Source organism: Defluviitalea phaphyphila, assembly GCF_001466305.1.
GTDB lineage: Bacteria > Bacillota > Clostridia > Lachnospirales > Defluviitaleaceae > Defluviitalea_A > Defluviitalea_A phaphyphila.
This window is the reverse complement of sequence record NZ_JWID01000008.1, coordinates 12,934-39,343: the sequence shown is the minus strand read 5'-3', so window position 1 is coordinate 39,343 and position 26,410 is coordinate 12,934. Positions and strand designations below refer to the sequence as shown.

Genomic DNA, 26,410 nt, shown 5'->3' with positions numbered 1-26,410 from the left:
TAAAATACAAATTATTATATGATATAATAAAGAAAAAGAATTTTGTCATAATGTAAAAAAAGTATGTAGGGATAAAAAGATGAAAAACGAACTAATAAATCGTATTAATTATAAAAACATAACAAAAAATTTAGATTTTAAACAGTAATATCCCTTAAAGATTAAGATAGTATATAAGAAAAATTAAATATTAACATTAAATATATTATGGTAGGAGATAGATATGAATTTGCCAGTAGAATTTACAGAAAAGATGAAAAAACTTTTAAAAGAAGAATACGAAGATTTCTTAAAAAGTTATGATGAAAATAAAAGCAGAGGACTTAGAATAAATACATTAAAAATATCCATAGAAGATTTTATAAAAATAAACCCTTTTAATTTAGAAAAAATCCCTTGGGTAAAAGAGGGATTTTATTATGGTGAAGAAGATAGACCGGGAAAACACCCTTATCATGAAGCTGGACTATATTATATCCAAGAACCTAGTGCTATGGCGGTGGTAGAAATTTTAAATCCAAATCCCGGAGAAAAAATTTTAGATTTATCTGCAGCTCCGGGAGGAAAAGCGACTCATATAGCTTCTAAAATGCAAGGTGAAGGATTTTTATTAGCTAATGAAATTCATCCAGCTAGGGCAAAAATTCTTGCTAGAAATATAGAAAGATTAGGGATAAAAAATGCAGTAGTAACTAACGAATCTCCAAGTGATTTATCAAAAGAATTCATAGCTTATTTTGATAAGATTTTAGTAGATGCTCCCTGTTCAGGAGAAGGAATGTTTAGAAAAGATTATGAAGCATGTAATCAGTGGAGCATTGAAAATGTAAAAATGTGTGCTAATAGACAGTTAGATATATTACAAGAAGCTGCTACTATGTTAAAAGTAGGAGGAAGATTAGTATATTCTACTTGTACCTTTTCTCCTGAAGAAAATGAAGGAACTATAAGTAAATTTTTAAAACTCAATCCCAATTTTGAAATAGAAGATATTAAAACTTATGAAGGCTTTTCAAAAGGAAGAGGAGATTGGGTCAATGATGGAAATATTAATATAGATAAGACCATTAGAATTTGGCCTCACAAGGTAAAAGGAGAAGGACATTATATAGCAGTTTTAAAAAAGATTGATGGAAAGGAAACACCTAAAGCAAAAGCTTTTAATAGTTTAAAAGATACAAAAATATTAAAAAGTTATTTTGAGTTTTGCAGAGAAAATTTAAATATTACTCCAAAAGGAGAATATATATTATTTGGAGAGCAACTATATATAATGCCAAAAGAAATGATATCCCTAAAAAATTTAAAAATCATTAAACCGGGATGGCATTTAGGAACAATAAAAAAGAATATTTTTAAACCTTCCCATGCCCTAGCTTTATCTTTAAAAGATAAAGAAGCTAATTATAAAATAAATTTTAATAGGGATTCTAAAGAAATAATATCTTATTTAAAAGGAGAAACTATAAGAATAGAAGGTGAAAAAGGTTGGTATTTAATAGAAGTAGATGGATACTCCATAGGATGGGGAAAACTAAGTAATAATACATTAAAAAATCATTATCCAAAAGGACTAAGGTGGCTTTAAGCCACCTTAAAATTTTTTTCTTTACCCTCTTGACAAAAGATTAAATATTTTCTAAAATATTATTAGCACTCACCAAAGGTGAGTGCTAACAGAAAAATAATAAAGGAGGAATTAGTATGTTTGATATGATGCCTTTTAGAAGGAACAGTTTTAATAGAAAGGACGACTTTTTCGCTCCGTTTTTTCAACATTTCTTTGATGATGATTTTTTTCCAATGATGAGTAGCATGAATGGAAACTTCAGAGTTGACTTAAAAGAAACAGATGATAATTATATAGTAGAAGCAGACTTACCAGGAATACAAAAAGAAAATATTGATATAGATTACACTAATAACTACTTAACTATAAATGCAAAAAGAAATGAAGAAATCATAGAAGACAAAAAAGAAAACTATGTAAGACGTGAAAGACACTATGGAGAATTTAGAAGAAGTTTTTATATAGATAATGTAGACGAAAACAACATAGATGCAAGTTTTAAAAATGGTGTATTAAAAATCGTTCTCCCCAAATTAAACAAAGGTAAAACTAATAGAAGAAAAATAGACATTCGCTAATACAATTAGCCCCCTTAATACCCCCCCTTATGGGGGTTTTTTTATTGAAAAAATTATTTTATTTTTGTAAAATAAAATCAAAATATTAAATAATTTAAAAAAGTGAAAATATATTAAAAATAAAAATACTAATTATAAAATATAGAGGAGGAAATCTATTGGTTATAGATGATAAAGCATGTCTAGCTGTTGCTTCTCTTTTGCATGATATAGGTAAATTCATGCGTAGAGCAAAAGTTGTTAAACAATATATTTCTCATTATGCTGCTTCCCATGATTTTATAATAAATAATTTAAAAGGAAAAGGTATTTTTAATGATGAAGAAGTAAAGTTTATAGCAAATTTAGCCAAATTTCATCATGATAATAAAAATGAAACATGTCCTTTAGAAAATGGAGTTAAAAATAAATATTTAAAAATATTAATTCATTCAGATAGTGATTCGGCTTCTGAAAGAAAAGAATATACAGGCTATAAGGAAGGAAGTAAGGAACATGAACCTTTAGTTAATATATTATCATCTGTTAACAGTGCATTTATTGATACCTCTAATATTGAAGATATAAAAGTAAATTATGCTAAAAATTTTTATCCTTTTAATTTTACTGATAAATATGAAGGGGAAAAGTCAAATTTAGTTAAAGAACAATTTGAAAAATTTAAAAAAGAGTTTGAAGATATTGTAAATCAAAACATTTCAAAAGAAGAGTTTATTATATCCTTAAATTTTTTAATTAAAAAATATGCTTCTTATATAACATCTTCAGGTAAAGAAATAATAAGAGATATTTCATTATATCATCACACTTTTACTACTGCAGCTTTTGCTATTTGCAGATTATTAGATTATGAAACATATTCTTCAAAAAAACAGCAAACATATAAATTAATATATGGAAGATTTTTTGATATTCAAAATTATATTTTTCATAATTTAAACAAAAAAATAGAAAAACCTTTAAGAAGAATACTTACAAGAAGTAATTTAATAACTATTTTAAATGTTTTAATTCCTAATCAAATTGTAAAAGAAGTAGGACTTTATCCCTTTAATATAATCTTTAGTGGAGGAGGAAGCTTTTTAATAGTAGCTCCTCAAATTTTAGAAACAAAAATTCAAGAAGTATTAAGAGATATTCAAAAACATATTTCCATATTATTTGAAAACAAGTTTTATTTTGAATATGTTATAGAAGATTTGATGGTTAAAGAAAACAACAGAGAATATAGTTTTGAAAAATATTTTAAACAAGCAGCATATAAGCTAAATTCTAAAAAATATAAAAGAAATCAAGAGTTACTTAAAGCTGATTTTAATAACAAATATTATAAATGTTCTAATTGTGATATTAATTCTACCCATGAAAAATTATGCAGTGCTTGTTCTATAGAAAATAAATGGATGGATATAGATATTTTAAATTTTAGTATACCTTATAATAAATTAGATATTAAAAATATTAAAAATCCAAAGAATTTTGAAGGAGAAGGAGTCAAAATTTATTTTGATTATAATTTAGCAGAACATAAAAAATTAGTTATGGATATAAAAGAAATAGGTTCAACAAGAATTAAAAAAAATGAATCCTTTTGTATTAATTGTTTAGAAAAAGAAAAATGTGATATATCAGATGGAAAAGATATAAGCCTAGATTGTTTTTCTAATACTAGTGAAAACGACAGTATAATAGCAACATCTAAAATAGATGTAGATGATTTAGCTTTTATACTCTATGAAGTATATCCTTTTGACTTTATTAATGGAGAGAAAAAAGAAAGATATCCCTATTCTATTTCTAGATTAGCTTTTTTATCCAGTATAATAGATAATTTTTTTGTAAGTTATACTAAAAATTTCATAAAATACTATTACAATGAAAAGCTCTTACTTCTTTATGCAGGAGGAGATGACCTTTTAGTAACAGGAAATTATGAGGAAGTATTAAATTTTGTAGTAGATTTTGAAAAAAGATTTACAGAATATATATCACAAAAAGACAAAGAAAAAGAAATGACCCTATCAACAGCCATATTATTTCATAAACCGAACAAGCCATTTAACAGAGTTGTAGAAAATTTAAATGATTATATGGATTTTGCAAAAGAATCTAAAAATAGTGTAGTTATTAATAATATGAAATTTAGTTACAACCAATTAGAAAGAGCGATATTTTATAGCAAACAAATAAAAGAATTTATTGATAAAAAATATATATCAAGAAAATTTGTTTATGACATGTTAAGAATTCTTGAAATGCCAAAGAAAGGGACAATATATCAAGCAAAAAAATCAGCTCTTTATACCTACTATATTAATAGAAATGTTTTAAATAAAGAAATGGATAAAGATAATAAAGAAAATGATAGAAAAATAAAAGATGCAGTTAAAAATAAATTTAATATGCTTATGAATTCAGAAAACTTGGATATGTCAAAGTTTATATTAGAACTTGTCTTAAGGAAAAGTAAAACAAGGGGTGGATTAAATGCAGAAGATTAAAAATGACCAAAAAAAATTGGATAATAGTAAAAATTTTGATAATAGTATCAATAAGATTTTGAACGCACTTTCAGAAAAGATTAAAAAGGAATTTACAAAAGAAGATATTTTAAATAAAGATATTATAGATTTAGTTGAAGAATTTGCAGCAGCTCTTAGGGATAAGAAATTTATATCTAATAGTTCTATAAGAAATATATTTGATTCTTTTAAAAGCATACAGCTTAAAATGCAGCGAGATTTTATAAGAAGGCTTTCTGAAGAATCCTTTGATAAAAAAGTGGTAGAAGAAGAAATATTCAAAAAATATTATGTCTATATAAAACTTATGAAGGGAAAAACAAATTATATATTACAAAAAAAGAAAAAAGAAGATAAAAGTAAAGATAAAGGCTATGAACTATTAAGAAAATTTATAGAAACATTTATTGATAATATAAAATCCAAAAAAGAGTTTGATTATTTTATAGACCTATTTGAATGTGTTTTAGGGAATCTTAGATATGAGGAGTAGGAGGAATTATAATGGGAAAACTTATAAAAATAATTAATATAACAAAATTAATGAAATTAAAAACAGGGTTAAGGATAGTTGGTAGTGATGATGAAATAAAAATAGGTGGGATAGACAATCCTGTAATAAAAGATCCATTAACAGGACTGCCATATATTCCGGGGTCATCATTAAAAGGAGTTTTAAGGTCATCCCTTGAAATTGCCCGTGGTAAAGAAGAAGTATGTTCTTGTGGGGAATGTATAATATGTAAAATATTTGGCAAGGCAAATAATAAAGAAACAGAAAATTTAAGGAGCCATACTAGGATAATAGTTAGAGATTCATTTTTAACAGAAAAAAGTAAAATGATACTAAATGAAATACTTCCTTTTGGAGTTGAAATAAAAAAAGAAAATTCTATAGATAGGATAAAAGGAACATCAACTAGTCTAAGAACTTTTGATAGAATTCCAGCAGGATGCGAATTTGAAATTAATTTAGCATTAAAAATATTTGAAGAAGATAAAGATAAAGAAGAAGATTTACTAAATGCTCTAAACTTAGCATTTAAATTAGTTGAATATAATTATATAGGTAGTGGAGGAAGTAGGGGATATGGACAAGTTACTTTTACAGAGCTTAAATATGAAGAATTTGATGTAGCTAAGAAAGTTAAAGAATTATCCATAGATAGGGGAAATCTATGATATATAGAGCAGATTTTAAAATAAAAAATTTAAATGTAAGTCTTATATCTCCTACTATATTTGGAAATATTGCAAAGGTATTATATGAAATTTTTGACGAAAAAAAAGCAGAAGAATTAATAGAATATATGATTTCAAGTAATTTATTAATAAGTGATATGTTATTAAAAAATGAATTTCCTTATTTTAAATTTGAAAATAATATTTTTGATTTTCAAGAGGGAAACTTAAAAGAAAAAAGAGAAGCATATAGAGAGTGGAAGAAATACCAAAAAGAAAAATATAATCTTAAAGAAATTCCAAATACAAGAATAAGAATTAGGATAGATAGAAAAAATGGATGTGCTCAAGACTCATACCTTTTTTATCAGGATGAAAAAAGATATAGTCAAGATAATACATATTCTATATTTATTTATACAGAAAAACAAAAGGTATTAGAGCTTTTAGAACTTGTTTTTAATATACTAGAGAAAACAGGAGTAGGGACTGATATAAGTATTGGTATGGGAGAAATTAAATTCATAAAAAAAGATGAAAAAATATTTATTAAAGATGAAAAAATGTATAAAAGATATATAGATGACACTAATCCTAAATTTTCTATTTCATCTACTATAATTACAGAAGAATGTTTAAGAGATTATAAATTTTTAAAGTATAAAGTAAATAGATATGATGGAAGAAGTTTAAGCTTTATAAAGCCTGTATATTATATATTTGAAAAGGGAAGCAAAATAGAAAAGAAAAGAGGTAATGGTACTTACATACATACTATAAAAAATGGTACAAAGAAAATACACATATATAATTGTGTTTTCCCTATATCATTTAGAGAGGAGGAGATGAGATGAGTTTCTCTCCTTCTATGGACAAATATTTTTTAGAAATTGAAATTTTATCACCTACCTGTATTGAAGGAGTAGATAATTTAGGTGGTAGTGATAGTACTAAATATCATAGTTATGAATACATTATAGACGATGATGCTATTTATTTTATAAAAGAAGAAGATATATTAAATTTATTAAATATAGGTATATTAAAAGAAGAAGATTTGGATAAAAAATATGATGAATTGCTAGAAAAAATAAAAAATATGAAAGAGGCTAAAAAATATTTAGAAATTATAAAATTAAAAAATAAACTAGAAAATAAAATAGAACTTTCACGATTTAGTAAGTCAGTAATAATAGATGATAATCATGTAAAACAAGTTCCAACTATTTTTGGTTCTACAGTAAAAGGAATGTTAAGAACTGGATTTATTGCAGCTAAGGATATAAATATGCAGTATTATTTTAAAAGACGTGGGAAAAATTTAGTATTACAATATAATATGGAGAATAAATCAAAAAATAAAGAAAATAGACAAAAAAATCAGCAAAAACAATTAGAAAGAAAACTTACGAACATAAAAGATTATAATGTAAAGATTAAAGATAAAAATTATCAAGGGTCAGATATTATAGAATTAATATTTAAAAATATAGTATGCTGTGATCTAAAACTTTATGAAGGAGAAATGATAGTAGAAAAAATAGATAGAATAGATAGAAGAAAGAAAACAAAAAGAAATGCCAATAAAGGGATTCCACAGTATTTTGAAACTCCTAATATTGGGTCGATTTTTAAAGGAGAAATATATTATAAATATTATGATAAAAATAGAAAGGCAATTACTTTATTTCAATGTTTAAATAAGCAAAATGATTATATTACTCCTGTAGAAGAAGCCTTTGCAGGACTAAAAAAAATGGCAAATAAAATAATAAAAGTAGAAAGACGAATGTTAAAGGATACTAAAAGTCAAGATACAAATACAGTAGAAAATTTTTATGATATGCTTTTAGAAAAAAATAATGAAGAAAATCAATTTGTATTCAAATTAGGACATTCGGGAATTTTATCTAAAAGCTTTATGGTCTTCGATAATAAAAATATAAACAATAATGACTTTATACCATATACCATAAATGTATCTGCAAGCAGTGGTATTCCTACAGGATGGGTTAGAATTAAATGGGATATAGAATAATATGGTTTATAAAACAATAAAGTATTGTCTAAAACAAAGTTAAAATTAAATGGGAGATAGAAAATATGAGATTAAAAATAGTTTTTGATGTAAAAGAGGATATAGGATTACCCCTTCATTATAACCATATAATTCAAAAAAATATATATGATATATTAGAACCTGTATATAGTAAGTTTCTGCATGAAGAAGGATATAAATATAAAAAAAGAAATTTTAAGCTTTTTACTTTTTCAAAACTAGTAATTCCAAATAAGAAAGTTATGAAAGATATAATAAATATAAAAAAAGGAAAAGTTTTTTTAACTATATCAACAATAGATGAAAGATTTATATTTGCTTTTATAAATGGCATTATAAATAGACGATATTTTAATTTTAGAGAAGGGAAAATGGATATAGAAAAGGTTTATGCAAGAAAGGATTTTAAAAGAAGAAAAATAGTTGGACTAACTATTTCGCCAGTAGTGTTAAAAAAATATATTGAAAATGGACAAGATATTTTTTATGATATAAAAGATCCTTTATTTACAGAAAAAATGAAAGAAAATCTCCTAAAAAAATATAAGGCTTATTATAATCATGATTATAAGGGAAATTTGGAAGTAAAAATTTTAGATTATAAAAAAACAAAAAAGGTAGTAGATTTTTATAAAAAATATCCTTATGAAGGATTTTTAGGAGGATTTATAATAATTGGCAATCCTGAAATAATAGATATAGCTTATAGCTGTGGCTTAGGCAATAAAAATTCCCAAGGATTTGGCTGTATTGAATTAATAAATGAGATAAATAAATGGGATAATTATATTAGAGTTTTATAATTTTCTGTCGACCCCTAGTAGTGTAAAAAATGTGGGGGTTCGACAGAAAAGAAAGCACGAAATCATCGCATATTTAATTATTGTCATAATTAAATAAAAATTAAAAAAATTCACAAACACAGTTTTTATAGTATATTCAATGGGTTTATATATCCCCTATAAGGGAGGAAAATAATATATAGTGGGTCTGTTGGTCAGTTGGTGGAATCGTTTATATATCCCCTATAAGGGAGGAAAATGTTGAATTATTAATTTTTTGAATAAATTTATCTTTAGTTTATATATCCCCTATAAGGGAGGAAAACAAAAAAACCCCTTCACATGGGGTTTTTTATAGTATTATTTGTTTTAATATTTATAAAACAACAGGTATTTTTTCTACAATTTTAACTTCTTCTGTAGATATATCACATCTATAAGCAAGTATTTCTACTCCTGCTTTATAAGCTTCTTTAAGTTTTTTAGCAAAGTCTGGGTCAGTGACAGCATTAGGACTAAATCCCTTAGCATAAGAAACTTGGACTACAAAAAGGATTACACCTCTAAATCCATTTTTAACAGCATCAATTATTTCATCAATATGTTTTCGCCCCCTTGAAGTTGGAGCATCGGGAAAGTAAGTCCAATTATCCTTTTCTAAAGTAACTCCCTTAACCTCTATAAAATAAGTCTTATCTCCAATTAATTGTAAATCAAAACGACTATTTTTATATGTAATTTCCTTTTTTATTTCAGAATAATTTCTTAATTCTTTTATAATTCCTTGAGAGATAGCTTCATAGGCTAAGGCATTGGGAAGCTGAGAGTCTATAGAAATCCAATAATCTCCTTTTTTTATCATTCTAAGGTCATATTTTGTTTTTCTATTAGAAGATGTAGGATGATAAGATAAAATAACTTCTACGCCAGAATATAATAATTCCTTTAGTCTTCCAGTATTAGGTACATGGCAAATAACTTCTTTCCCAGAAACATCAATATGAGCAATAAATCTATTAGGTCTTCGTATAAATTTCCCATATACAATATCATAGTTTAATTTCATTATATAAAACCTTTCTTTTTAGTAATTTTGAATATGATAATAGCATATAATAAAAATTTAATCAAATAACTTTAATAGTAAAAATATTGTAATTAATATATCATTAATATAAAATATATGTATATACATATGAAAAATCATGGAGATTAAAATATTCATATTATAATAAATTTAGGAGGAATTATTATGAAAAAGATTAATAAAGATATATTTATTAATAAAGCATCAAAAACTTTGGCAAATATATTAGATAGTTTTAATGATTTAGAAGTATTAAATGTAGAAGATTTAGTTGGAGAGGCAGCATTAATCATAATAGATATGAATAATGGATTTGCAAAAAAGGGAGCTTTATACAGTGAAAGGGTTGAAGCTTTGATTCCAGAAGTATCAAACATTGCTCATAGTTTTAATAAAAATAAGGAAATTCCTATTATAATTGTTAATGAGAATCATCCAAAGGATTCTATGGAATTTAAAGCATATCCTCCTCATTGTATAGCAGGAACTAAAGAAGCAGAAATTATAAAGGAATTAGAAGATATAGATAATAAAATAGTTATAGGGAAAAATTGTACAAATGCTTTTGTAGTAGAGGAATTTAGAGAAACTTTTATGAAATTATATAAAAAAGGAATTAAAAAGTTTGTTATTATAGGAGACTGTACAGATATATGCATTTATCAAGCAGCAGTTTCCATGCAGGCATATTTTATTAATAATCATTATGATGCACAAGTTATAGTTCCTATTTATGCAGTAGATACTTATGACATAGATGAAGTAAATCATAATGGAGATTTAATGAATGTAGTATTTTTATATAGTATGATAGGGAATGGAGTAAAAGTAGTAAAAAAGTAATAAAGATATTTTAATATAGTACAAAAGTCTAAATTTTTTATAATTTGAAAAATATTTTATTGAAATAGGCATAGAAAACATTTATAATAATTATTGTAATAAAATTTAATTTTATTTTTAAATAATAATTTCTTTATATCAAAATTTATATATAAGGAGATATAACTATGGATAAAAATACTTTAAAACTGCTTAATAAAAGTTTATGGATAATGAGTATTATAATTGGAGTATTTATGACTGCATTTGCTGTTAGTTTTCCTAATAACAAATTAGAAATGAGCATTTTGATTGGTATAATATGGATTTCGTTGGTATTTTCTACATATTTATATTTTAAAAACAAGGCGTCAAATATATTAAGATATATAATTTTTTCTGGTTTTATAATCTCTTATTTAATTATAGTAACTTATGCTAGAGGAATATTTTCATTTGCCTTTGTATTTCCTTTAATATCATTATTTGGAATATATGGAGATAAAAAATTAACCACGATAAATGGTTTGATTATTATTACAGCAACATTAATAGATGTATTCACTGGAGAATTAAAAGGAGAAGGATTATTTATATCAGCTGGAGTTATTTTTGTTACCATAATTGTTCAATATATAAATACTTGGACTATTAATAAATCAAATAAAGAAAATAATGATTATATAGAAGAAACTAATAGAGAAAAATTAATGAAAGAAGAAATTATTAAAAAGTTGATAAGTTCTAGTGAAGAGCTTGCTTCTTCAGTATCTACAATAGGAAGTTCTGCAGATAATATTTCTAATATAGTTAATGAAGTTGCCAGTGCTATTAATGAAATATCTGTTAGTGCATCAAATCAAGCACAAGAAATTGATAATGGTGCAAAAGAAACTGAAAGTTTAGGAAGAAATGTTAAACGTGTTTTAGGAGTAGCAGAGGTTTTAGAAAATATTACTTCAATAGCAGAAGATTTAAAAAATAAAGGTTCTAATATTTTAAAAGATTTAATGAAATATACAGAAGGTACAAATGTTTCTATTAAAGATTTAGAAAAGGTTATACAAGATACTACGGAAAGTACTAAAAAAATAGGAGAAGCTAGTGATGTTATAGTATCTATTGCAGAACAAACTAATCTACTTGCTTTAAATGCAGCTATAGAAGCTGCTAGAGCAGGGGAAGCAGGAAAAGGTTTTGCTGTTGTAGCGGAAGAAATAAGAAAATTAGCGGAACAATCTTCTAATTCTATTAAAATGATAGAAGAGGTTATAAAAGGATTACAAATAAATATGGAAAATGCTTTTAAGAGTATGCAGGATACTGTTAATATGATTAATTCACAAACTAATTCTATTAAAGATACAGAACAAATATTTATTGATATAGCTAATGCTATTGAAAGTATTCGTGAAAAGACTAACTTATTAAATACTGCTGGTGAAAAGATGGATAAGAAAACTAATAGTATTATAAATGTATTAGAAACTATATCTATTGCAGCTCAGCAAAATGCAGCAAGTACACAGCAAGTATCAGCTTCTACTCAAGAACAGTTAGCTTTAATAGAAAATTTTAAAGAATTAAGTTCAAAGCTTTTACAGTTATCTAATAATTTAAAAGATGTCGTAAAAAATATTAATGTAAAAAATTAAATTTTATTATAGGGGGTTTGAAATATGATATTTGGAAATTTAAAAAGTTGGGATCAGGAAAGTAGTATGTATCCTGACATTCTTCAAAATGCCATAAAATTTTTACAAGAAAATGATTTTACTACTATGGAAGCTAAAAAATATGAGATAGATGGAGATAAACTTTTTGCAATGGTAATGGATAAAGAAACTTCTCCTAAAGAAGAAAGAGCTCCAGAAGCTCATGTTGATTATGTAGATATTCAATTTTTAGTATCAGGAAAAGAGATTATAGGTTTTGCTAAAAAAACTGATGGATTAGTAGTAAAGGAAGATAAATTAAAAGAAAAAGATATAATAAAATATACTAATGAAGTACCAAATGAAATGGAATTAAAATTATTTCCAGGAGATTTTGCAGTATTTTTCCCAGAAGATATTCATAGACCCCTTTGTGCTTTTGATACACCGGGAAAAGTTAGAAAGGTTGTTGTAAAAGTTAAAGTTTCTGAACTCTGTAAATAAAATATTTATTATATAAGATAAGGGCGAAATTTCTTCGCCCTTTTTTAATAAATATTTTTATATAAAATCACATAAAAATAAATAAAACTAAATAAAAATAAATTAAGGTAAGGGAGATAATAAAATGAAAATATTTATTGATACAGCTAATGTAGAAGAGATAAAAAAAGCTAATGAAATGGGAGTTATATCTGGTGTTACTACTAATCCTTCTTTGATAGCAAAAGAAGGAAGAGACTTTGTTGAAGTAGTAAAAGAAATTACAACTATTGTAGATGGTCCCATTAGTGCAGAAGTTATTAGTCTTAAATCAGAAGAAATGATAAAAGAGGCAAGGGAATTATCAAAGATACATAAAAATATAGTTATTAAAATTCCCATGACTATAGAAGGATTAAAAGCAGTTAAAGTTTTAAATTCTGAAAATATAAAAACGAATGTAACTTTAATTTTTTCTGCGACTCAAGCTTTACTTGCAGCAAGAGCAGGAGCGACTTATGTAAGTCCATTTTTAGGAAGATTAGATGATATTGGAAATGAAGGTATTAATATAATAGAAGAAATAGTAGAAATATTTAATATACATGATATTAATACTAAAATTATAGCAGCAAGTATTAGAAATCCCATTCATGTAATACAAGCAGCACGTATGGGAGCACATATAGCAACTATTCCTTATAACGTTATTATACAAATGACTAAACATCCTTTAACGGATATAGGGATAGAACGTTTTTTAAAAGATTGGGAAAAAGTTCCTAAAAACTAAATGATAAAAACACAATTTATTTAAAAGGATATTTAATTATTTTTAAGAGTAAATATAATATTTTATGAAATACTAATATATATAATCTTATAAATGGAGGTTATATATATGCCAACTTATATAGGGAATACAGGACATCCTGGGACAACTGGAAGTGGATATATTCCTGACATAATTGCATTGAAAAATGATGAAGATAATATAGGTTTGTTAAAAGATATATATCAAGTTTTTGTTAATGGAGATAAAGTAGGAGAAAAAATATTACTTACTCAAACTGATAAGCCAGAAGACTTAGAAAAGTATATAAAAGACCAAGGATTTAAAAACTTTAAAGTAGATATTACTGGAGGACATATAAATATAGAAGCTAAAGAAGATTCAAAAAAAATGAAAGAAATTCTTTCAACTTATTTAAGTATAAGATAGTAATATTATATAAAAAGTTTATATTGATTAATAAAAAGTACTTTGTCCCTAGTTATAAGAGGGATAAAGTACTTTTTTTGTTATATATAATAATAATTAATTTATTTTACAAATTATAACTTATTACATATATTTTTAGAATTTATTTTAAAAAATTGTTAAAGTTATACAAAAATAATAGAAAATAATAAATTAAATGTAAAAATATACTAAATATTTCGTTCAAAATATCAAAAAATTATTTTAAAAACAAGTATTTTTATATATAGAAAAATTTTTTAATCGATGGTATAATAATGAAAAAAATAGAAAAATAACAAAAAAAGAAAATATTAATATTAATTAATAAAATTTAATATAAAAATAAATTTAAAACAGTTTAAATATTAAATGTAATTATACTTATAAAATTTATTCAAAAATAATAAATGCAAAAGGAGGAATTATATGGACATCATTGAACAAACTAATCGGACTATATTATTTGATTGTATAAACCCAGAAAAATTAGATTTACTTACATTAGTTGGAGATGTAAGGGGATTAGAAAGTTTAGATGATGACAAAATTAAAGAAATAAATGAGCATTTGTTGGTTAGTAGTTTTGATGAGTTTTTAGACAAGTTTCAACCAGTTATTTATAGTTTTTTTAATGCCGCAAATCAAAAAGTAGTTTATACACTTAATAAACCTACTGGAATTCCAGAAGATTGTATTCAAGAAATACCTATTGATCGTAATAATGATTTCTTAAAAATGTTGCTTACAATGATTCAAACTAAACGTTCACAAGGAATAGAAAATGTTGATTTTGCTTTTGATAAGATTTTAGATATGATTTCTCCTAAAAAGGTGATGGATGATATTAAAGCTATCAGAAAAGAGATACATTACTTGTATGAAAAATATGAAAAATTAGATGATGAAGATCCATTAAAACTTGATATTGGAGATAAATTAAATGTTAAATTTGAAGAAGCAAGTAAAAGTTACAACAATATTATGGCTATGCTACCTCTAGCTATAGAAGATTCAAAACAAAGACTCCTTGCAGGACGAACTAGTGAAAGTGATGATGGAGAAAAATTTGTTGCAGGACAGCTTACTATGGGAGATGATGGAGAATTAAAAATTATTGAAAGACCAAAAACAGAATCAACTGAACTTGTAGTTGCAGAGGAACAAACAACAAATGCTCTTGCAGAAATTTTTAAAGAAGATTATGAAAATATAACGGAAGAACCATCTGATTATGTAGCAGAACTAGTAGTAAGGACATTTTGTCCATTACCTGTAACAAATACTGAAGAATTAGACATACAAAAAGAAGTAGAAAAATATAATTCATATTTAGAGTTTTATCAAACATCTAAAAGTGATTTTATAAAAGTAGCAAAACCTCTTATAGAAAAAATATTAGGAGTATTTATATTTTTTGATCAATATCAATCTAAAAATAAAGGCATGGCTCCAACTATGCTTATTACCAATAATACATTAAGTATGCTTACAAAAAGTAGTAATTTACCAATACTTCAAGTATATTTAAATACTGTTAATAATAAAAATGATTTTAGGAATACAATTTGGTTTGGAATTGTAGGAGATATAGAATTTAACAAAGGCAATAATATTAAACTTACAAGAGAAAGATTTAAAGGTAATAAGAAAGTTGTTAAAGAAGATATCAATACCATGGAATCACTTACATCACTACTTCATGGTATATGTGATTATAAAATACAGACATTTTTCAGTTTTGAAACTTGTGAAGAAACATCTTTTACAGCTGTTGCAACAAAAGGAATTGACGAGTACATAGAACGTACAAATGTTTTAACAAGAAAAGAATATAGTGAATATGCTATTTGTTGTTTGCCTAATCTTAGTATAGTTCCTAAAAATAAATCCGGTGTAATTTTAGATTCTTATATGGTAGCAACAGAAGAAGGAGCAAAAATCTCTAAAGAAAAGAAAGATCTTTTGAAATTATGGATAGAAGGAGTTTATATTCCAGCTAGTTATTTAGCAGCTGGGATTACTGCGGCATATCAGTGTCCAGAATTTTTAAGAACAAGATTTAAAAATGTTATAAGAGATTACCCAGGAGTACGTTTTGATATAGAAGCTTCAAATCATGCACTTAAAGTACCTACCACTCTTGCAAAAGAAATTAGTGGGTATACAAATAAAATTAAAGATAGTATTAATAGTAGGAATTTTGGATTTGTATTTTCTAGTGATAATCATCAAATAGATGGGAAAGAATTAAGACAAATTACTGTGTATAAAGCTAGAAGTATGCAATTAGTTGATAATGAATATGAAAGTATTTATAAAACGCTTACAGCTACATACATATCTAGAATTATGAGAGCCCAAACAAGTGATTATAAGCATGATAATGTAGTATTCTTCTTTAGTACAAATCCTCAAAGTCAAAGAAGTCTTTGGTTTAGTAATCAAGGAGCAGTAAATTCAATTATCATGCCAGGAGATGATATATCATATAATATTGAAGAAGAATACAATATTTGTAATATAGACTTAAGTTTTAATGGAAATACCAAAAATCTTGAAATTGTACTTAATAAAAATACTAAAGTAAGTTGATAAAATAGATTTGTACAAAATTTTATAAAGAAAAAAAGTACAAATCTATTTTATAAATAGAACCTATTTCAATAAGAAATAGGGTAAAAATAAAAAATAAAAAAATAAAAGAAGAGGTGATATTATGGGATTAAGACTAAAAATTGAAGGAGCAGAAACTATTGAGCTTAATGAACATAATATTAAGACATGTGAGTTCTATACTGACACTCCAGATGACTCTAATGCAAGATCTACTGATGTTGTAAACACAATTAAAATTACTGGTAAAATCTTAACAGCAGTTGATGGTGAACCAGCAGATGATACTATGAAAATCGCAAAATGGTCAATGGTTAGAGCAGAAAGTGCTGATAGTTATAGGAAGGCTACCGTTGAAGTTATAGTAGCAAATCAAGTAGTAAGGAAAATTCATTTCCCTAATGCATTTATTGTTGATTACACGGAAAGATATGGAGATACGGAAGGGGTAGGTGAATTTGACCTTACTATAAGACAGAAGAAAGATAAGTTTGAATTTACTACCATCGATGGTGGATATTCTGTTTAGTTAATTAATACATATTCCCCTTAGATTAAATAACATTTAAATTATTGTTTTGCACAGCAAAAACATATTTATTTAAATCTAAGGGGATTTTCCCTATAAATTTTTATGTGATAAATGTTGAAAAGAGGAAATAACTTATGAAAGATTACTATAAAATTTTGCAAGTAAGTAAAAATGCTACTATAGAGGAAATAAAAAAAGCATATAGAAAATTAGCTAAAAAATTTCATCCCGATGCTAATAATAATGACCCTAAAGCAGAAGAAAGATTTAAAGAAATAGGAGAAGCTTACAAAGTATTAGGAGACGAAACAAAAAAAGCAGAATATGATAGAAAAATGTTTGGTTCTTCAGAAGATATAAAAGAAAATAATCAACAGAAAAAAAGAAGAAATCATCATTCTAATATGTCATCATATGATTTTTCTAAAACAAGCGATATATTTGAAGAGTTTTTTGGTTTTAATCCTAATAACACTTCCCCTAATTTAAATAGACAAAATAAAAAAGTAAAACCTATGAAAACAAAAGATGTTTTTGAGGCGATATTTGGGAAAAATAGATTTTAAAAGATCTATCATAAATTTTTTGTCAGAGAGGATGAATTGCTCTGGATAAGGAAAATGGAAAAGTTAAACAATTTTTTCTAAATTTAATTACAGGTATTATTATTTTAATTATGGCAGTTTTTTTATATATTTTATATTTTGTCAATAAGGATATATCAGTTAGAATTGCAGGAACAATGGCTATCGGAATATTATGTATTATGTGGTTTGCCATAGAATATAGATTAAGAAAACAAGAAGTTTTACAATATAATTCAAACATCAAAAAGTTAATACTTATGGATGGAGATGGGAGTAGAGAAAAAGAATGGTATTTTGAAGGTGCAGTATCATTTTTAATAGGAAAGAGTACTCCTACGACAGAAGTAGATATTGAGTTAGGAGATACTAGGTATAGTGAATATATCTCAAATGAACATGCAGTTATGAATTATTCTAATGGTTTTTGGTACATAGAAGATTTAGAATCTTTAAATGGTGTAGGGTTAAAAAAGAAGGGAGAACAATTTGTATTTAGATTAAAACCCTTCACACCATATAAAGTAGATAAAGGAGATATAATTTATATATCAAAAGCAAAATTATTAGTTAGATAATAAAAATTATTTTATACATATTGAAATATAAAACTGATTATTAAAAAACAACACTAAATTAAAATTGGAAGTGTGGAGGTACATATGAGTTTAACAAGGTGTCCAGAAGGTCATTTATTTAGTTCAAGAAGATACGGGAATATTTGTCCTTATTGTAATAAATCAGTTGTTTTATCTGATAAAAATTATGAAGCAGAAGATACACAGGGAAATTATAATGAAAATGTTCCATATTTAGGAGATTTAGAAGTTATGGAACCAGTGACAGGATGGCTTGTTTGTATTGATGGGCCATCTAAAGGAAGGGATTATAGAATATTAACTGAAAAGAATTTTTTAGGTAGAGCAGATGACATGGATATACAAGTTTTAGGAGACAATCATATAGCAAAGAGAAATCATGCCGTTTTTGTATATGACCCTAAGAAAAGACAAACTGTATTATTACCAGGAGATTCTCAAGGACTTGTTTATGTTAATGGAGATGCTGTTTATAGTCCAGTGGAACTCTCTGCATATGATGAAATAGAAATAGGTAAAAGTAAGTTTTTATTTATCCCTTTATGTGGAGACCATTTTGAGTGGACAGACATAGATCAAAATCAAAATAGAAAAGATGAAAAGGTATGATTGGTAAATTATTTCAAACAAATGAAATAAATTTACTTTTTATACTTTTTGTTGTGGTATTTATATTAATATTATTAAAAATAATATTAATTAAAAAAGATCAAATATTTTTAGATTCTGGTACATATAAGTCCATAGATTATTCTTTAAGTAACGGTATAAAAATAGGGAATATGCAATTAATAGGTCAGAAAGATGAACAAAATGATTATTTTTCTGTAATTAATAAAGATAATTCTCTTTTAGCAGTTATTGCGGATGGTATATCAAATAAAAAAATAGGGAAATATGCGTCAGTAATAACCGTGGACATTTTAAAAAAAAATTTTTATAACTCTAATTTTTTTGACATAAATGATATAAAAGAATATTTTACAGTATCCTTTGAAGAAATAAATAATAGACTAAATGATAATATATATGGAAATAAAGTGGGAGTTACTTTAGCTTGTGCTATTGTTAAAAATGGATGGCTATATTTTACTTCAATAGGGAGCTGTATGCTGCTTTTATACAGAGATAAAGAAATTATTTATTTAACAGATATAAATCAAAAAGAAAATAATATAAAAAATATTTCACTAAAAAAAGACGATATAGTCATATTATGTAGCAATGGAGTATATCAGAGCTTAACGGAGGTAGAAATTATAAGAGAAATTGAAAAAAATCTACATCCGTATGATAAAGCTATGAATCTTGCAAGAAAAATTCAAAAAAAGGGATATATACATCAGGATAACGCAACCTTAATTCTAATAGAAGATATGGTTTAAGATTTAAAAATATTATAACCCTATGGCCTATGGAGGAACAGGGATGAGGAGAATAAATAGTAAATTTGTAACAAAATATATTTCGGAAGCAGGAAGTCAAAATAAAAATAAAGATTATTTTGGATTTGTAGAAATGGACAACTATGCTTGTTGGGCAGTTGCAGAAAGTTATGATAATGATAATGATGTGCTTAGTGCACAAATTGCAGTAGATACAGTTTTAAGTTTATTCACATCAAAGCCAACTTTATCCAGGCGAAAAATAAAAAGTTATATAAGACAAGCCCATTCCCAATTAAAACATCAGAGCAGTAAATTTCAATTAAAAGCAAGTATATTAGTTGTTGTAACAGATTATACAAAAATGAGATGGGCAGTATGTGGAAATAGCAAATTACATATATTTAGAGGAGATAATATACTTTTAAAAACTCCTGACCAAAGCCTTTATCAAGAAATGATAGATAAAGGAGAAGTTCCCGATGATGGAGATGAAGGTAGAGAAGAAATTAGAAACTTATTTAGTTATTTAGGCAAAAAAGGACCAATAAAAATTAAGGTTTCTAAAAAAATCAAATTACAAGATGAAGACATTTTATTAATGACTACTTGTGGTTTCTGGGAAAAAATTAACACAGTAGAAATGTTAGATGCTCTTGAAAATGTTAAAGAGCCTATGGAATATTTAGAAGAATTAGAGGATTTATATTTAAGTAAACAAGAAAAAAGTGTATCAAACTATACTTTAGCTACTGTATTTATAAATAAAACTTTTAAAGAAAGAGAAAAAAAGAAAAAGATAATAAAGATAATAGTTATTGCACTTATAGTAATCTTAATAATAGGAATCATCTTATTTTTATATTTTTATAATAAAAATAAAAAAAGGATAGAAACTATAAATTATATTTCAGAATATGAAGCAAAAGGAGATACATATATAGAAGATAAAAACTATGACAGGGCTTTAGTAGAATATGAAAATGGTATCGAAGAAAGCAAATCATTAAAAGAAACTAAAGGGAAAAAGGGTAATGAAAATAAAGAAATAAAAGATAGATTATCAATAAAACAAAGATTAACTCAATTAGTAATTGATGGAGACGATTTATTTGAACAAGGTAAATATGAAGAAGCAAGGTTAAGTTATGAAAAAGCAATTAAAGAAGCAGAAAAAGATATTGATTTTTATGAATTAGTGGAAATAGAAGATTTAAAAGAAAAAATGGATTTATGTGAAAATTATCAATATATAGAAAATCTAATGGATTTAGCCAGTGTATATGAAGGAGCAGAAAATTATGAAACTGCTTTGAATATTTATAAAGAAGCTCAAAATTTAGCAATTAGTTCAAAAAATAAGCAGGCTAAAAATGATATTGGTTTAAAAATTGCAGAAATAAAATTAAAGTTAGAAGAACAGCAAAAAGAACAAGAAGAAGCCCAAAAAGAAAAAGAGGAAGAAAAAATAGAAGAAAAAAAATTAATCGGTCAATCTCTTGAATTAGAAGGAGATACAGCTCTTGGAAATGAAAATTATAGTATAGCTAAGGAATACTATAATCAAGCTAAAGAAATATATAAAGAACTTTCTTTATTTGAAGAGGCATCAGCAGTAGAAAAGAAAATAATAGAAGTAAATGAAAAGATAAAAGAAAAGGAAATAGAAGAACAAGCTAAAATAGCAGAAGGATATGAAAAAATAGGAGATGAATATTTATCAAAAAATAAATTTGATGAGGCAATTAATCAATATAATTTAGCTAAAGATATATATACTCAAATAAAAATGACTGATAAAATCGTGGAAATAAATGAGAAAATAGAGAGTGTAAATTCTAAACAACAAGAGATAGAAGATACTCAAAAACTAATAGAAGCAAAAAATATGGAAGAAGAAGGAGACAAACTTCTTCAAGAAAATAAACTAATAGAAGCAAAATCTAGTTATAGAAAAGCCCAAACTCTTTATCAAAATATTAATCAGATAGATAAGATACTTTTATTAGAAGAAAAAATAGAAAAAATAGATGAACTCCTTGAATTAGAAGAAGAAGCAAAAGATAATAGCTAAATAAATTTGTGTAGATAAGGAGGAATATATTGAAAGACATTATTGAGGATAGACTAAAATCAATAACAGATTTAAATGAACGACGATTATTAAGGGAGATATTAGTTGATGTATATGAAAATGTTATAGATTATAACATGAATATGTATGAACGTCTTGAAAAAAGAATATACGATGAAATAGAAGACCCTTTAGATAAATTTTATATATATTCCTGTGTGGATTTAGTTTCTAATATTGACCCTATTAATGATTTTCTTCATCCAATGATTCCATCTGACTTAGAGAATCCAATTTATGATATGAACGAAATTAATAAAAAATTACAAAACAATATGGAAGTAGTTTTAACAAGTGTATTTATGGAATGCGATTTTTTAACATTAAAAGAAATCGTATCAAGTAATAAAAAATATAAAGGATATATTAAAACTGATAAAGATATGTATGAAATAGATGTTAAATTAAAACATTGTAAAAAATATATAAATGAAATAGAAAAACTTTATAGAATATTTCAATTTAATGCTGTTAGATGGAATACCATTAATTGTCCCTATGCTTATAAATTTATAGATATTATATTAGCATCATCTTTTAAGATAAAAGATGGAGAAAAAATAAAAGAGATCAGTATTGATTTAGGAGAATATGAAAAATATAAGGTAGTTAACGCTATTCCACTATGGAATATAAGAAGAATATCTATTGAAGATAAATCTTTTCCAATGCCAGCAGGGGATAGAATAAATTACGAACATAAAATTCCTCTTATAGAAGCAGGAATTCAAAATGGATATTTGATAGATGAAGATAATATAGATTTTTTATATGTAAAAAGAGAGAAAGAAAATTTAGTTGTTGTTTCTTCTTGTGATGAACAGCATACTTGGAATCTAATAAAAATAGAATCTCCATCTAATGTTCATAAAAAAACTTATAAATATGAATTAATGTCTAATAAGAGAACATTAGGATTTATAGGAAGATATTCATCTATAAAATCTATAGTTATACGAACAAAGGGAGAGATAGCAAAACTTATGAAATCCTATGAAATTTCAAAGGATTTACATTTTGTAGATGTAGAAATTTTAGATAAATATGACAGAGAAAAGCAAACTCAAGATTATAATAGCTTTGTAGATGATAATCTTAGAATTGATAAAAATAAAAAAATTTTATTAGTTAAATTTAAAGCAGAAGATAGAGAAAATTTCTTAGTATTAGATAAAATGAGTTTTTTAGTATCAGAACTACAAATACTATTTCCAGAATACTATTGTATTGGAGAGTTAGTATAATGAACTACATTTGGGAACTAATACTTAAAGCAAAAGATAAAAATATAGACCCCAAAACAATAAAGTTTAAGATAGGACAACCTTTTTCAGGATATATGGAATTAAGTTTTGAAGATATAAATGAAGTAGATATATTACCTGTAGTAGAAATAAATCCATATTATAGATATTACAGCATTTTTAAGAATTTATTTGATCCTAACTTAGTAGAAAATCAAGAAATAATAGACTGTATTCATGATTTAGTTATTCATCATCTAGCAGATATAGATGTATTTATGGGTATGAATAGAAGAGAATATTATATAAATTTTGTCATAAAAGACATGTATGAAGGATTTTTTGGCGAATACATTAAGGATAAAATTGATATATTCACCAAAAATGAACAAAAAATATTGGCTAATAATATTCTTAATCTTTATAAGACAGGAGAAAGTATCTTTGTATTAAGAGATACAATTAAAAAAATATTTGTTAATTCATATATTTTTTACAATATTGTAGAAAAAGACGAAATTATATTATTTCTTCGTACTAAAAAAACAAAAGAAAAAGAAGAAAAAATAGAAGTTATAAAATATTTATTTCTTAATTTTAAATATAATGTAGAAATATATTGGGAAAATATTTTTGGTGTAATAGGCGTAGAAGATATGATGATTATAGACAATTTATTAAACTATTAATACATAGAGGAGAAGGTAGAAATATATGAGATATACATATAATTTACATCCCCAAACAAAACCAAAAAATGCCACATATACTCGTGAAGAATTAAACCAACTTACAACCCTTCAATTAAGAGAAATATGTAGGAAAGAAAAGATAGTTATTGGTGTAGCATATAAACTTGATAGAGAATATATAATAGAAACAATTTTAAAATATAGGGGAAAAAACCCTAAAAATTTTATTAATACATATAAACAAGATAAATTTGAAGCATTAATAGAACAATATAATTCTCGTTTAAATTTTATAGAAGGAACAAAAGATATACAAATTCCTGCCAGAATAGTACTTTATAAAGAAATTAATACAACTATTTATGATAAACATATTATTAAGGGGAAAAACCTTGTAGAAGGGAATGTTTTTCTTCTTAATGAAAATAAAGAAATATGTGGAATTCTAAACTGCAAAAAATTACAAGATAAATTATATTTAGTATGCAATCATAAATTATTAAAAGAAGATTTAAAAGTTTCTTTATATAAAAATTATAGTCTTGGTTTTTTAGATAATAGATCTTCTAAATATATTTATGATTTTTATTATAAAAATTCCAATCAACCTTATAGAAAACTAAATGTTATTGTAAAACCTATTTCAGAGTTAATAATTTTAGATACTATTAATACTAATACCTTTCTTGTAATTGATTTTGGTACGAGCAATTCGGCTGTTGGAGCTTATTTAGATAAAAATCATGTAGATGATAATAAAAATTTAGAATGGTACCAAAATAGTATAGATTTTAATAATATAAACAAAGTAAAATTTAGCAATGTATTATTGCCTAACCAGGCTATGAGTGAAATTATTCCTACAGTAGTGAGTATAAAAGACTGCAGTGATCCAGATAATATAGTTTATCGTTTTGGATATGATGCATTAAAACATGCTAGAAAAAATAGTTATAATACTCCACAAACAGTATTTTATGGAATAAAAAATGGATAAATAATTATAAAAAAGAAGAAGTGGTATCAGATGAAAATGGTAATATAGCTTCCATATCAAGAAAAGACATTATACGAGCTTACTTTAAATATCTTATACATACTGCTGAACAGCAGCACAAATGTAAATATAAAAATATACATATAACAAGTCCAATAAAACAAAAAAGACAATTTCTTGAAATGTATAAAGAGGTTCTTAATGATTATAATGTAGAGATTAATAATGCTTTAGATGAAGGAATTGCAGTTTTATACAATTCTATTTCAAATCAAATAGAAAAAAATAATTTTAGATATGAGGAAGAATATAAAGCATTGATTATTGACTGTGGAGGAGGAACGACTGATCTTACAAATTGTAGTTACTATATAAAACAAGACCCTATAACATATGAGTTAAATATTACAACTACATATGCTAATGGAGAAACAAATTATGGAGGAAATAATATAACTTATAGAATTTTTCAATACCTTAAAATAGTTTTTTCAAAATATTATAGAAAAGAAGATATTATAAGAATAGATGAGATATTCGATTCTGAAATTTCAAATATTTACAGATATATAGATACATATGGACATAAAACATTATACGAACCTTTAGAAAAATTATATAAAGAGAGTGAAGCTATCATACCAACTAGATTTAATGATTATATTAATAATTCCACTAATGAATATATGAAGGTTAGAAGTAATTTTTATTTTTTATGGAATTTAGCAGAAAAAATCAAAATTGATTTCTATAAAGGAGTAAGTGTAAGGCAGACAGATTTTCATATTAAAGGAATAAAATCAAATGAAAAAGATTCTAAGATTATACCAGAAGAAAGTTGGAGAATTAATGTATATGATCAAAAAAATATATTAAAACTTAATACAGAAATTCCTCAAATTATTATTACAAAAGAAGAAATCAATACTTTAATAAAAGGAGATATTTATTATGTAATTAAAAAATTTATAGAGCCTATTTATCTAGATGGACAACTTGATGATATTAATTTTATCAAATTAACTGGACAAACTTGTAAAATAGATATTTTTAGAGATGCCTTAAAAGAATTTATTCCAGGAAGAATTATTCAATCGGCTAAAAAAGAAAAAAATGTTCAAGACTTTAAATTAATATGTTTAGAGGGAGCTATAAAATATCAAAATGCTAAAAGAATAGGGTTAATATCTCCAACTATTATTAATAAAGCTCCAGTCATTCCATATAAATTAATAGCATTAAACCATATGGGAAAAGAAATCACAATGATTTCAAACTTAGAAAAGATCAATAGAAGCTATGGATTTGTTTCTAGAAATATTAATACAGAAGATGTGGAATTAACTTTATTAGATGGAGATAATAACATCTTACATAAATATTATTTATATACTAATATAAAACGTTTCAAAAAAACTACATATACAGAAATAAAAGAACACTATGGAGATAAAATTTTACAAGATGATGTAGATAGTATTAAAGATGGAGAAATAAAAATATTTACATTTGCTTTTGAAGACAAATGGGGTTTTTATGTTCTACCTTTAGCAAGAAAAGAAGGAGTACTACTTATGGGAGAGAGAAAATATTTTCCATTTGAGAATGAAGAATGGGAGATTAACTTTTTTGACGGAAGGAAGTAGG

At 25.0% G+C, this 26,410-nt stretch carries 25 protein-coding genes; 24 read left to right on the top strand and 1 reads right to left on the bottom strand.

Features of this window, described 5'->3' with window-relative positions; all coding sequences use genetic code 11:
* Positions 1 to 223 precede the first annotated feature (223 nt).
* The 8 genes from OM90_RS07040 to cas6 all read left to right on the top strand — a co-directional run bounded on the left by OM90_RS07040 (position 224) and on the right by cas6 (position 8,714).
* Positions 224 to 1,588: an RsmF rRNA methyltransferase first C-terminal domain-containing protein gene (locus OM90_RS07040; RefSeq protein ID WP_058486198.1), complete on the top strand. Its 1,365-nt coding sequence runs from the start codon at positions 224 to 226 to the stop codon at positions 1,586 to 1,588.
* 116 nt (positions 1,589 to 1,704) lie between these two features.
* Entirely contained in the window at positions 1,705 to 2,148 is a 444-nt protein-coding gene (gene hsp18 / locus OM90_RS07035; RefSeq protein ID WP_058486197.1) for a heat shock protein Hsp18, read from the top strand.
* A 158-nt stretch (positions 2,149 to 2,306) separates the two neighbouring features.
* On the top strand, positions 2,307 to 4,649 hold the full coding sequence (gene cas10, locus OM90_RS07030; protein WP_058486196.1) for a type III-A CRISPR-associated protein Cas10/Csm1: 2,343 nt from the start codon (positions 2,307 to 2,309) through the stop codon (positions 4,647 to 4,649).
* Entirely contained in the window at positions 4,636 to 5,163 is a 528-nt protein-coding gene (csm2, locus tag OM90_RS07025; protein WP_058486195.1) for a type III-A CRISPR-associated protein Csm2, read from the top strand. The genes cas10 and csm2 overlap by 14 nt, the downstream gene beginning before the upstream one ends.
* Positions 5,164 to 5,174: 11 nt before the next feature.
* Complete coding sequence (csm3, locus tag OM90_RS07020; RefSeq protein ID WP_058486194.1) at positions 5,175 to 5,852, top strand: type III-A CRISPR-associated RAMP protein Csm3; 678 nt, start codon at positions 5,175 to 5,177, stop codon at positions 5,850 to 5,852.
* Positions 5,849 to 6,706, top strand: coding sequence for a hypothetical protein (locus tag OM90_RS07015; protein ID WP_058486193.1), 858 nt, complete (start codon positions 5,849 to 5,851; stop codon positions 6,704 to 6,706). Before csm3 ends, OM90_RS07015 begins: the two co-directional genes overlap by 4 nt.
* Positions 6,703 to 7,890: an RAMP superfamily CRISPR-associated protein gene (locus OM90_RS07010; protein WP_058486192.1), complete on the top strand. Its 1,188-nt coding sequence runs from the start codon at positions 6,703 to 6,705 to the stop codon at positions 7,888 to 7,890. Before OM90_RS07015 ends, OM90_RS07010 begins: the two co-directional genes overlap by 4 nt.
* 65 nt (positions 7,891 to 7,955) lie before the next feature.
* On the top strand, positions 7,956 to 8,714 hold the full coding sequence (gene cas6, locus OM90_RS07005) for a CRISPR-associated endoribonuclease Cas6 (protein WP_058486191.1): 759 nt from the start codon (positions 7,956 to 7,958) through the stop codon (positions 8,712 to 8,714).
* Positions 8,715 to 9,069: 355 nt separating this feature from the next.
* On the opposite strand, the gene sfsA is transcribed toward cas6, so the two are convergent.
* Positions 9,070 to 9,759: a DNA/RNA nuclease SfsA gene (sfsA, locus tag OM90_RS07000; RefSeq protein ID WP_058486190.1), complete on the bottom strand. Its 690-nt coding sequence runs from the start codon at positions 9,757 to 9,759 to the stop codon at positions 9,070 to 9,072.
* A 186-nt stretch (positions 9,760 to 9,945) separates the two neighbouring features.
* On the opposite strand from sfsA, the gene OM90_RS06995 reads away from it, so the two are divergent.
* From OM90_RS06995 to OM90_RS12385, 16 genes are all read left to right on the top strand, one after another.
* Positions 9,946 to 10,623: a cysteine hydrolase family protein gene (locus tag OM90_RS06995; RefSeq protein ID WP_058486189.1), complete on the top strand. Its 678-nt coding sequence runs from the start codon at positions 9,946 to 9,948 to the stop codon at positions 10,621 to 10,623.
* 167 nt (positions 10,624 to 10,790) lie between these two features.
* Positions 10,791 to 12,257, top strand: coding sequence for a methyl-accepting chemotaxis protein (locus OM90_RS06990; protein ID WP_058486188.1), 1,467 nt, complete (start codon positions 10,791 to 10,793; stop codon positions 12,255 to 12,257).
* Between the two features lie 24 nt (positions 12,258 to 12,281).
* Positions 12,282 to 12,761: a YhcH/YjgK/YiaL family protein gene (locus OM90_RS06985; protein ID WP_058486187.1), complete on the top strand. Its 480-nt coding sequence runs from the start codon at positions 12,282 to 12,284 to the stop codon at positions 12,759 to 12,761.
* Between the two features lie 124 nt (positions 12,762 to 12,885).
* Positions 12,886 to 13,533 carry a fructose-6-phosphate aldolase gene (fsa, locus tag OM90_RS06980; protein WP_058486186.1) on the top strand — a complete coding sequence of 216 codons (648 nt, stop codon included), beginning with the start codon at positions 12,886 to 12,888 and terminating at the stop codon, positions 13,531 to 13,533.
* 108 nt (positions 13,534 to 13,641) lie between these two features.
* A complete protein-coding gene (locus OM90_RS06975) occupies positions 13,642 to 13,962 on the top strand; it encodes a hypothetical protein (protein WP_058486185.1) in 321 nt (106 codons plus the stop codon).
* Positions 13,963 to 14,409: 447 nt separating this feature from the next.
* A complete protein-coding gene (locus OM90_RS06970) occupies positions 14,410 to 16,575 on the top strand; it encodes a hypothetical protein (RefSeq protein ID WP_058486184.1) in 2,166 nt (721 codons plus the stop codon).
* 124 nt (positions 16,576 to 16,699) lie between these two features.
* A complete protein-coding gene (locus tag OM90_RS06965; RefSeq protein ID WP_058486183.1) occupies positions 16,700 to 17,125 on the top strand; it encodes a hypothetical protein in 426 nt (141 codons plus the stop codon).
* Positions 17,126 to 17,262: 137 nt separating this feature from the next.
* Positions 17,263 to 17,694 carry a DnaJ domain-containing protein gene (locus tag OM90_RS06960; RefSeq protein ID WP_058486182.1) on the top strand — a complete coding sequence of 144 codons (432 nt, stop codon included), beginning with the start codon at positions 17,263 to 17,265 and terminating at the stop codon, positions 17,692 to 17,694.
* A gap of 110 nt (positions 17,695 to 17,804) precedes the next feature.
* Positions 17,805 to 18,290, top strand: a complete 486-nt coding sequence (locus OM90_RS06955; protein ID WP_058486181.1) for an FHA domain-containing protein — start codon at positions 17,805 to 17,807, stop codon at positions 18,288 to 18,290.
* A gap of 84 nt (positions 18,291 to 18,374) precedes the next feature.
* Positions 18,375 to 18,920 carry an FHA domain-containing protein gene (locus OM90_RS06950; RefSeq protein WP_058486180.1) on the top strand — a complete coding sequence of 182 codons (546 nt, stop codon included), beginning with the start codon at positions 18,375 to 18,377 and terminating at the stop codon, positions 18,918 to 18,920.
* A complete protein-coding gene (locus tag OM90_RS06945; RefSeq protein ID WP_058486179.1) occupies positions 18,917 to 19,696 on the top strand; it encodes a PP2C family protein-serine/threonine phosphatase in 780 nt (259 codons plus the stop codon). Before OM90_RS06950 ends, OM90_RS06945 begins: the two co-directional genes overlap by 4 nt.
* Before the next feature lie 43 nt (positions 19,697 to 19,739).
* Positions 19,740 to 21,770: a tetratricopeptide repeat protein gene (locus tag OM90_RS06940; RefSeq protein ID WP_058486178.1), complete on the top strand. Its 2,031-nt coding sequence runs from the start codon at positions 19,740 to 19,742 to the stop codon at positions 21,768 to 21,770.
* 29 nt (positions 21,771 to 21,799) lie between these two features.
* The gene (locus OM90_RS06935) at positions 21,800 to 23,074 is read left to right on the top strand and encodes a hypothetical protein (protein ID WP_058486177.1); all 1,275 of its coding nucleotides are present in this window, start codon (positions 21,800 to 21,802) and stop codon (positions 23,072 to 23,074) included.
* Entirely contained in the window at positions 23,074 to 23,763 is a 690-nt protein-coding gene (locus tag OM90_RS06930) for a hypothetical protein (RefSeq protein WP_058486176.1), read from the top strand. The genes OM90_RS06935 and OM90_RS06930 overlap by 1 nt, the downstream gene beginning before the upstream one ends.
* A gap of 25 nt (positions 23,764 to 23,788) precedes the next feature.
* Entirely contained in the window at positions 23,789 to 24,763 is a 975-nt protein-coding gene (locus OM90_RS12390; protein WP_058486175.1) for a hypothetical protein, read from the top strand.
* 20 nt (positions 24,764 to 24,783) lie between these two features.
* Positions 24,784 to 26,409, top strand: coding sequence for an acetate and sugar kinases/Hsc70/actin family protein (locus OM90_RS12385; protein ID WP_058486174.1), 1,626 nt, complete (start codon positions 24,784 to 24,786; stop codon positions 26,407 to 26,409).
* Position 26,410 lies beyond the last annotated feature (1 nt).

Coding starts and splice junctions, on each gene's coding strand:
- OM90_RS06995 (WP_058486189.1), top strand. CDS start 9,946: ATGAAAAAGATTAATAAAGATATATTTATTAATAAAGCATCAAAAACT.
- OM90_RS07010 (WP_058486192.1), top strand. CDS start 6,703: ATGAGTTTCTCTCCTTCTATGGACAAATATTTTTTAGAAATTGAAATT.
- OM90_RS07040 (WP_058486198.1), top strand. CDS start 224: ATGAATTTGCCAGTAGAATTTACAGAAAAGATGAAAAAACTTTTAAAA.
- OM90_RS12390 (WP_058486175.1), top strand. CDS start 23,789: ATGAGATATACATATAATTTACATCCCCAAACAAAACCAAAAAATGCC.
- OM90_RS06970 (WP_058486184.1), top strand. CDS start 14,410: ATGGACATCATTGAACAAACTAATCGGACTATATTATTTGATTGTATA.
- OM90_RS06940 (WP_058486178.1), top strand. CDS start 19,740: ATGAGGAGAATAAATAGTAAATTTGTAACAAAATATATTTCGGAAGCA.
- OM90_RS06930 (WP_058486176.1), top strand. CDS start 23,074: ATGAACTACATTTGGGAACTAATACTTAAAGCAAAAGATAAAAATATA.
- OM90_RS06965 (WP_058486183.1), top strand. CDS start 16,700: ATGGGATTAAGACTAAAAATTGAAGGAGCAGAAACTATTGAGCTTAAT.
- fsa (WP_058486186.1), top strand. CDS start 12,886: ATGAAAATATTTATTGATACAGCTAATGTAGAAGAGATAAAAAAAGCT.
- OM90_RS06975 (WP_058486185.1), top strand. CDS start 13,642: ATGCCAACTTATATAGGGAATACAGGACATCCTGGGACAACTGGAAGT.
- OM90_RS06945 (WP_058486179.1), top strand. CDS start 18,917: ATGATTGGTAAATTATTTCAAACAAATGAAATAAATTTACTTTTTATA.
- OM90_RS06955 (WP_058486181.1), top strand. CDS start 17,805: ATGGCAGTTTTTTTATATATTTTATATTTTGTCAATAAGGATATATCA.
- OM90_RS07015 (WP_058486193.1), top strand. CDS start 5,849: ATGATATATAGAGCAGATTTTAAAATAAAAAATTTAAATGTAAGTCTT.
- sfsA (WP_058486190.1), bottom strand. CDS start 9,759: ATGAAATTAAACTATGATATTGTATATGGGAAATTTATACGAAGACCT.
- OM90_RS06990 (WP_058486188.1), top strand. CDS start 10,791: ATGGATAAAAATACTTTAAAACTGCTTAATAAAAGTTTATGGATAATG.
- hsp18 (WP_058486197.1), top strand. CDS start 1,705: ATGTTTGATATGATGCCTTTTAGAAGGAACAGTTTTAATAGAAAGGAC.
- cas6 (WP_058486191.1), top strand. CDS start 7,956: ATGAGATTAAAAATAGTTTTTGATGTAAAAGAGGATATAGGATTACCC.
- OM90_RS06960 (WP_058486182.1), top strand. CDS start 17,263: ATGAAAGATTACTATAAAATTTTGCAAGTAAGTAAAAATGCTACTATA.
- OM90_RS06950 (WP_058486180.1), top strand. CDS start 18,375: ATGAGTTTAACAAGGTGTCCAGAAGGTCATTTATTTAGTTCAAGAAGA.
- csm2 (WP_058486195.1), top strand. CDS start 4,636: ATGCAGAAGATTAAAAATGACCAAAAAAAATTGGATAATAGTAAAAAT.
- csm3 (WP_058486194.1), top strand. CDS start 5,175: ATGGGAAAACTTATAAAAATAATTAATATAACAAAATTAATGAAATTA.
- OM90_RS06985 (WP_058486187.1), top strand. CDS start 12,282: ATGATATTTGGAAATTTAAAAAGTTGGGATCAGGAAAGTAGTATGTAT.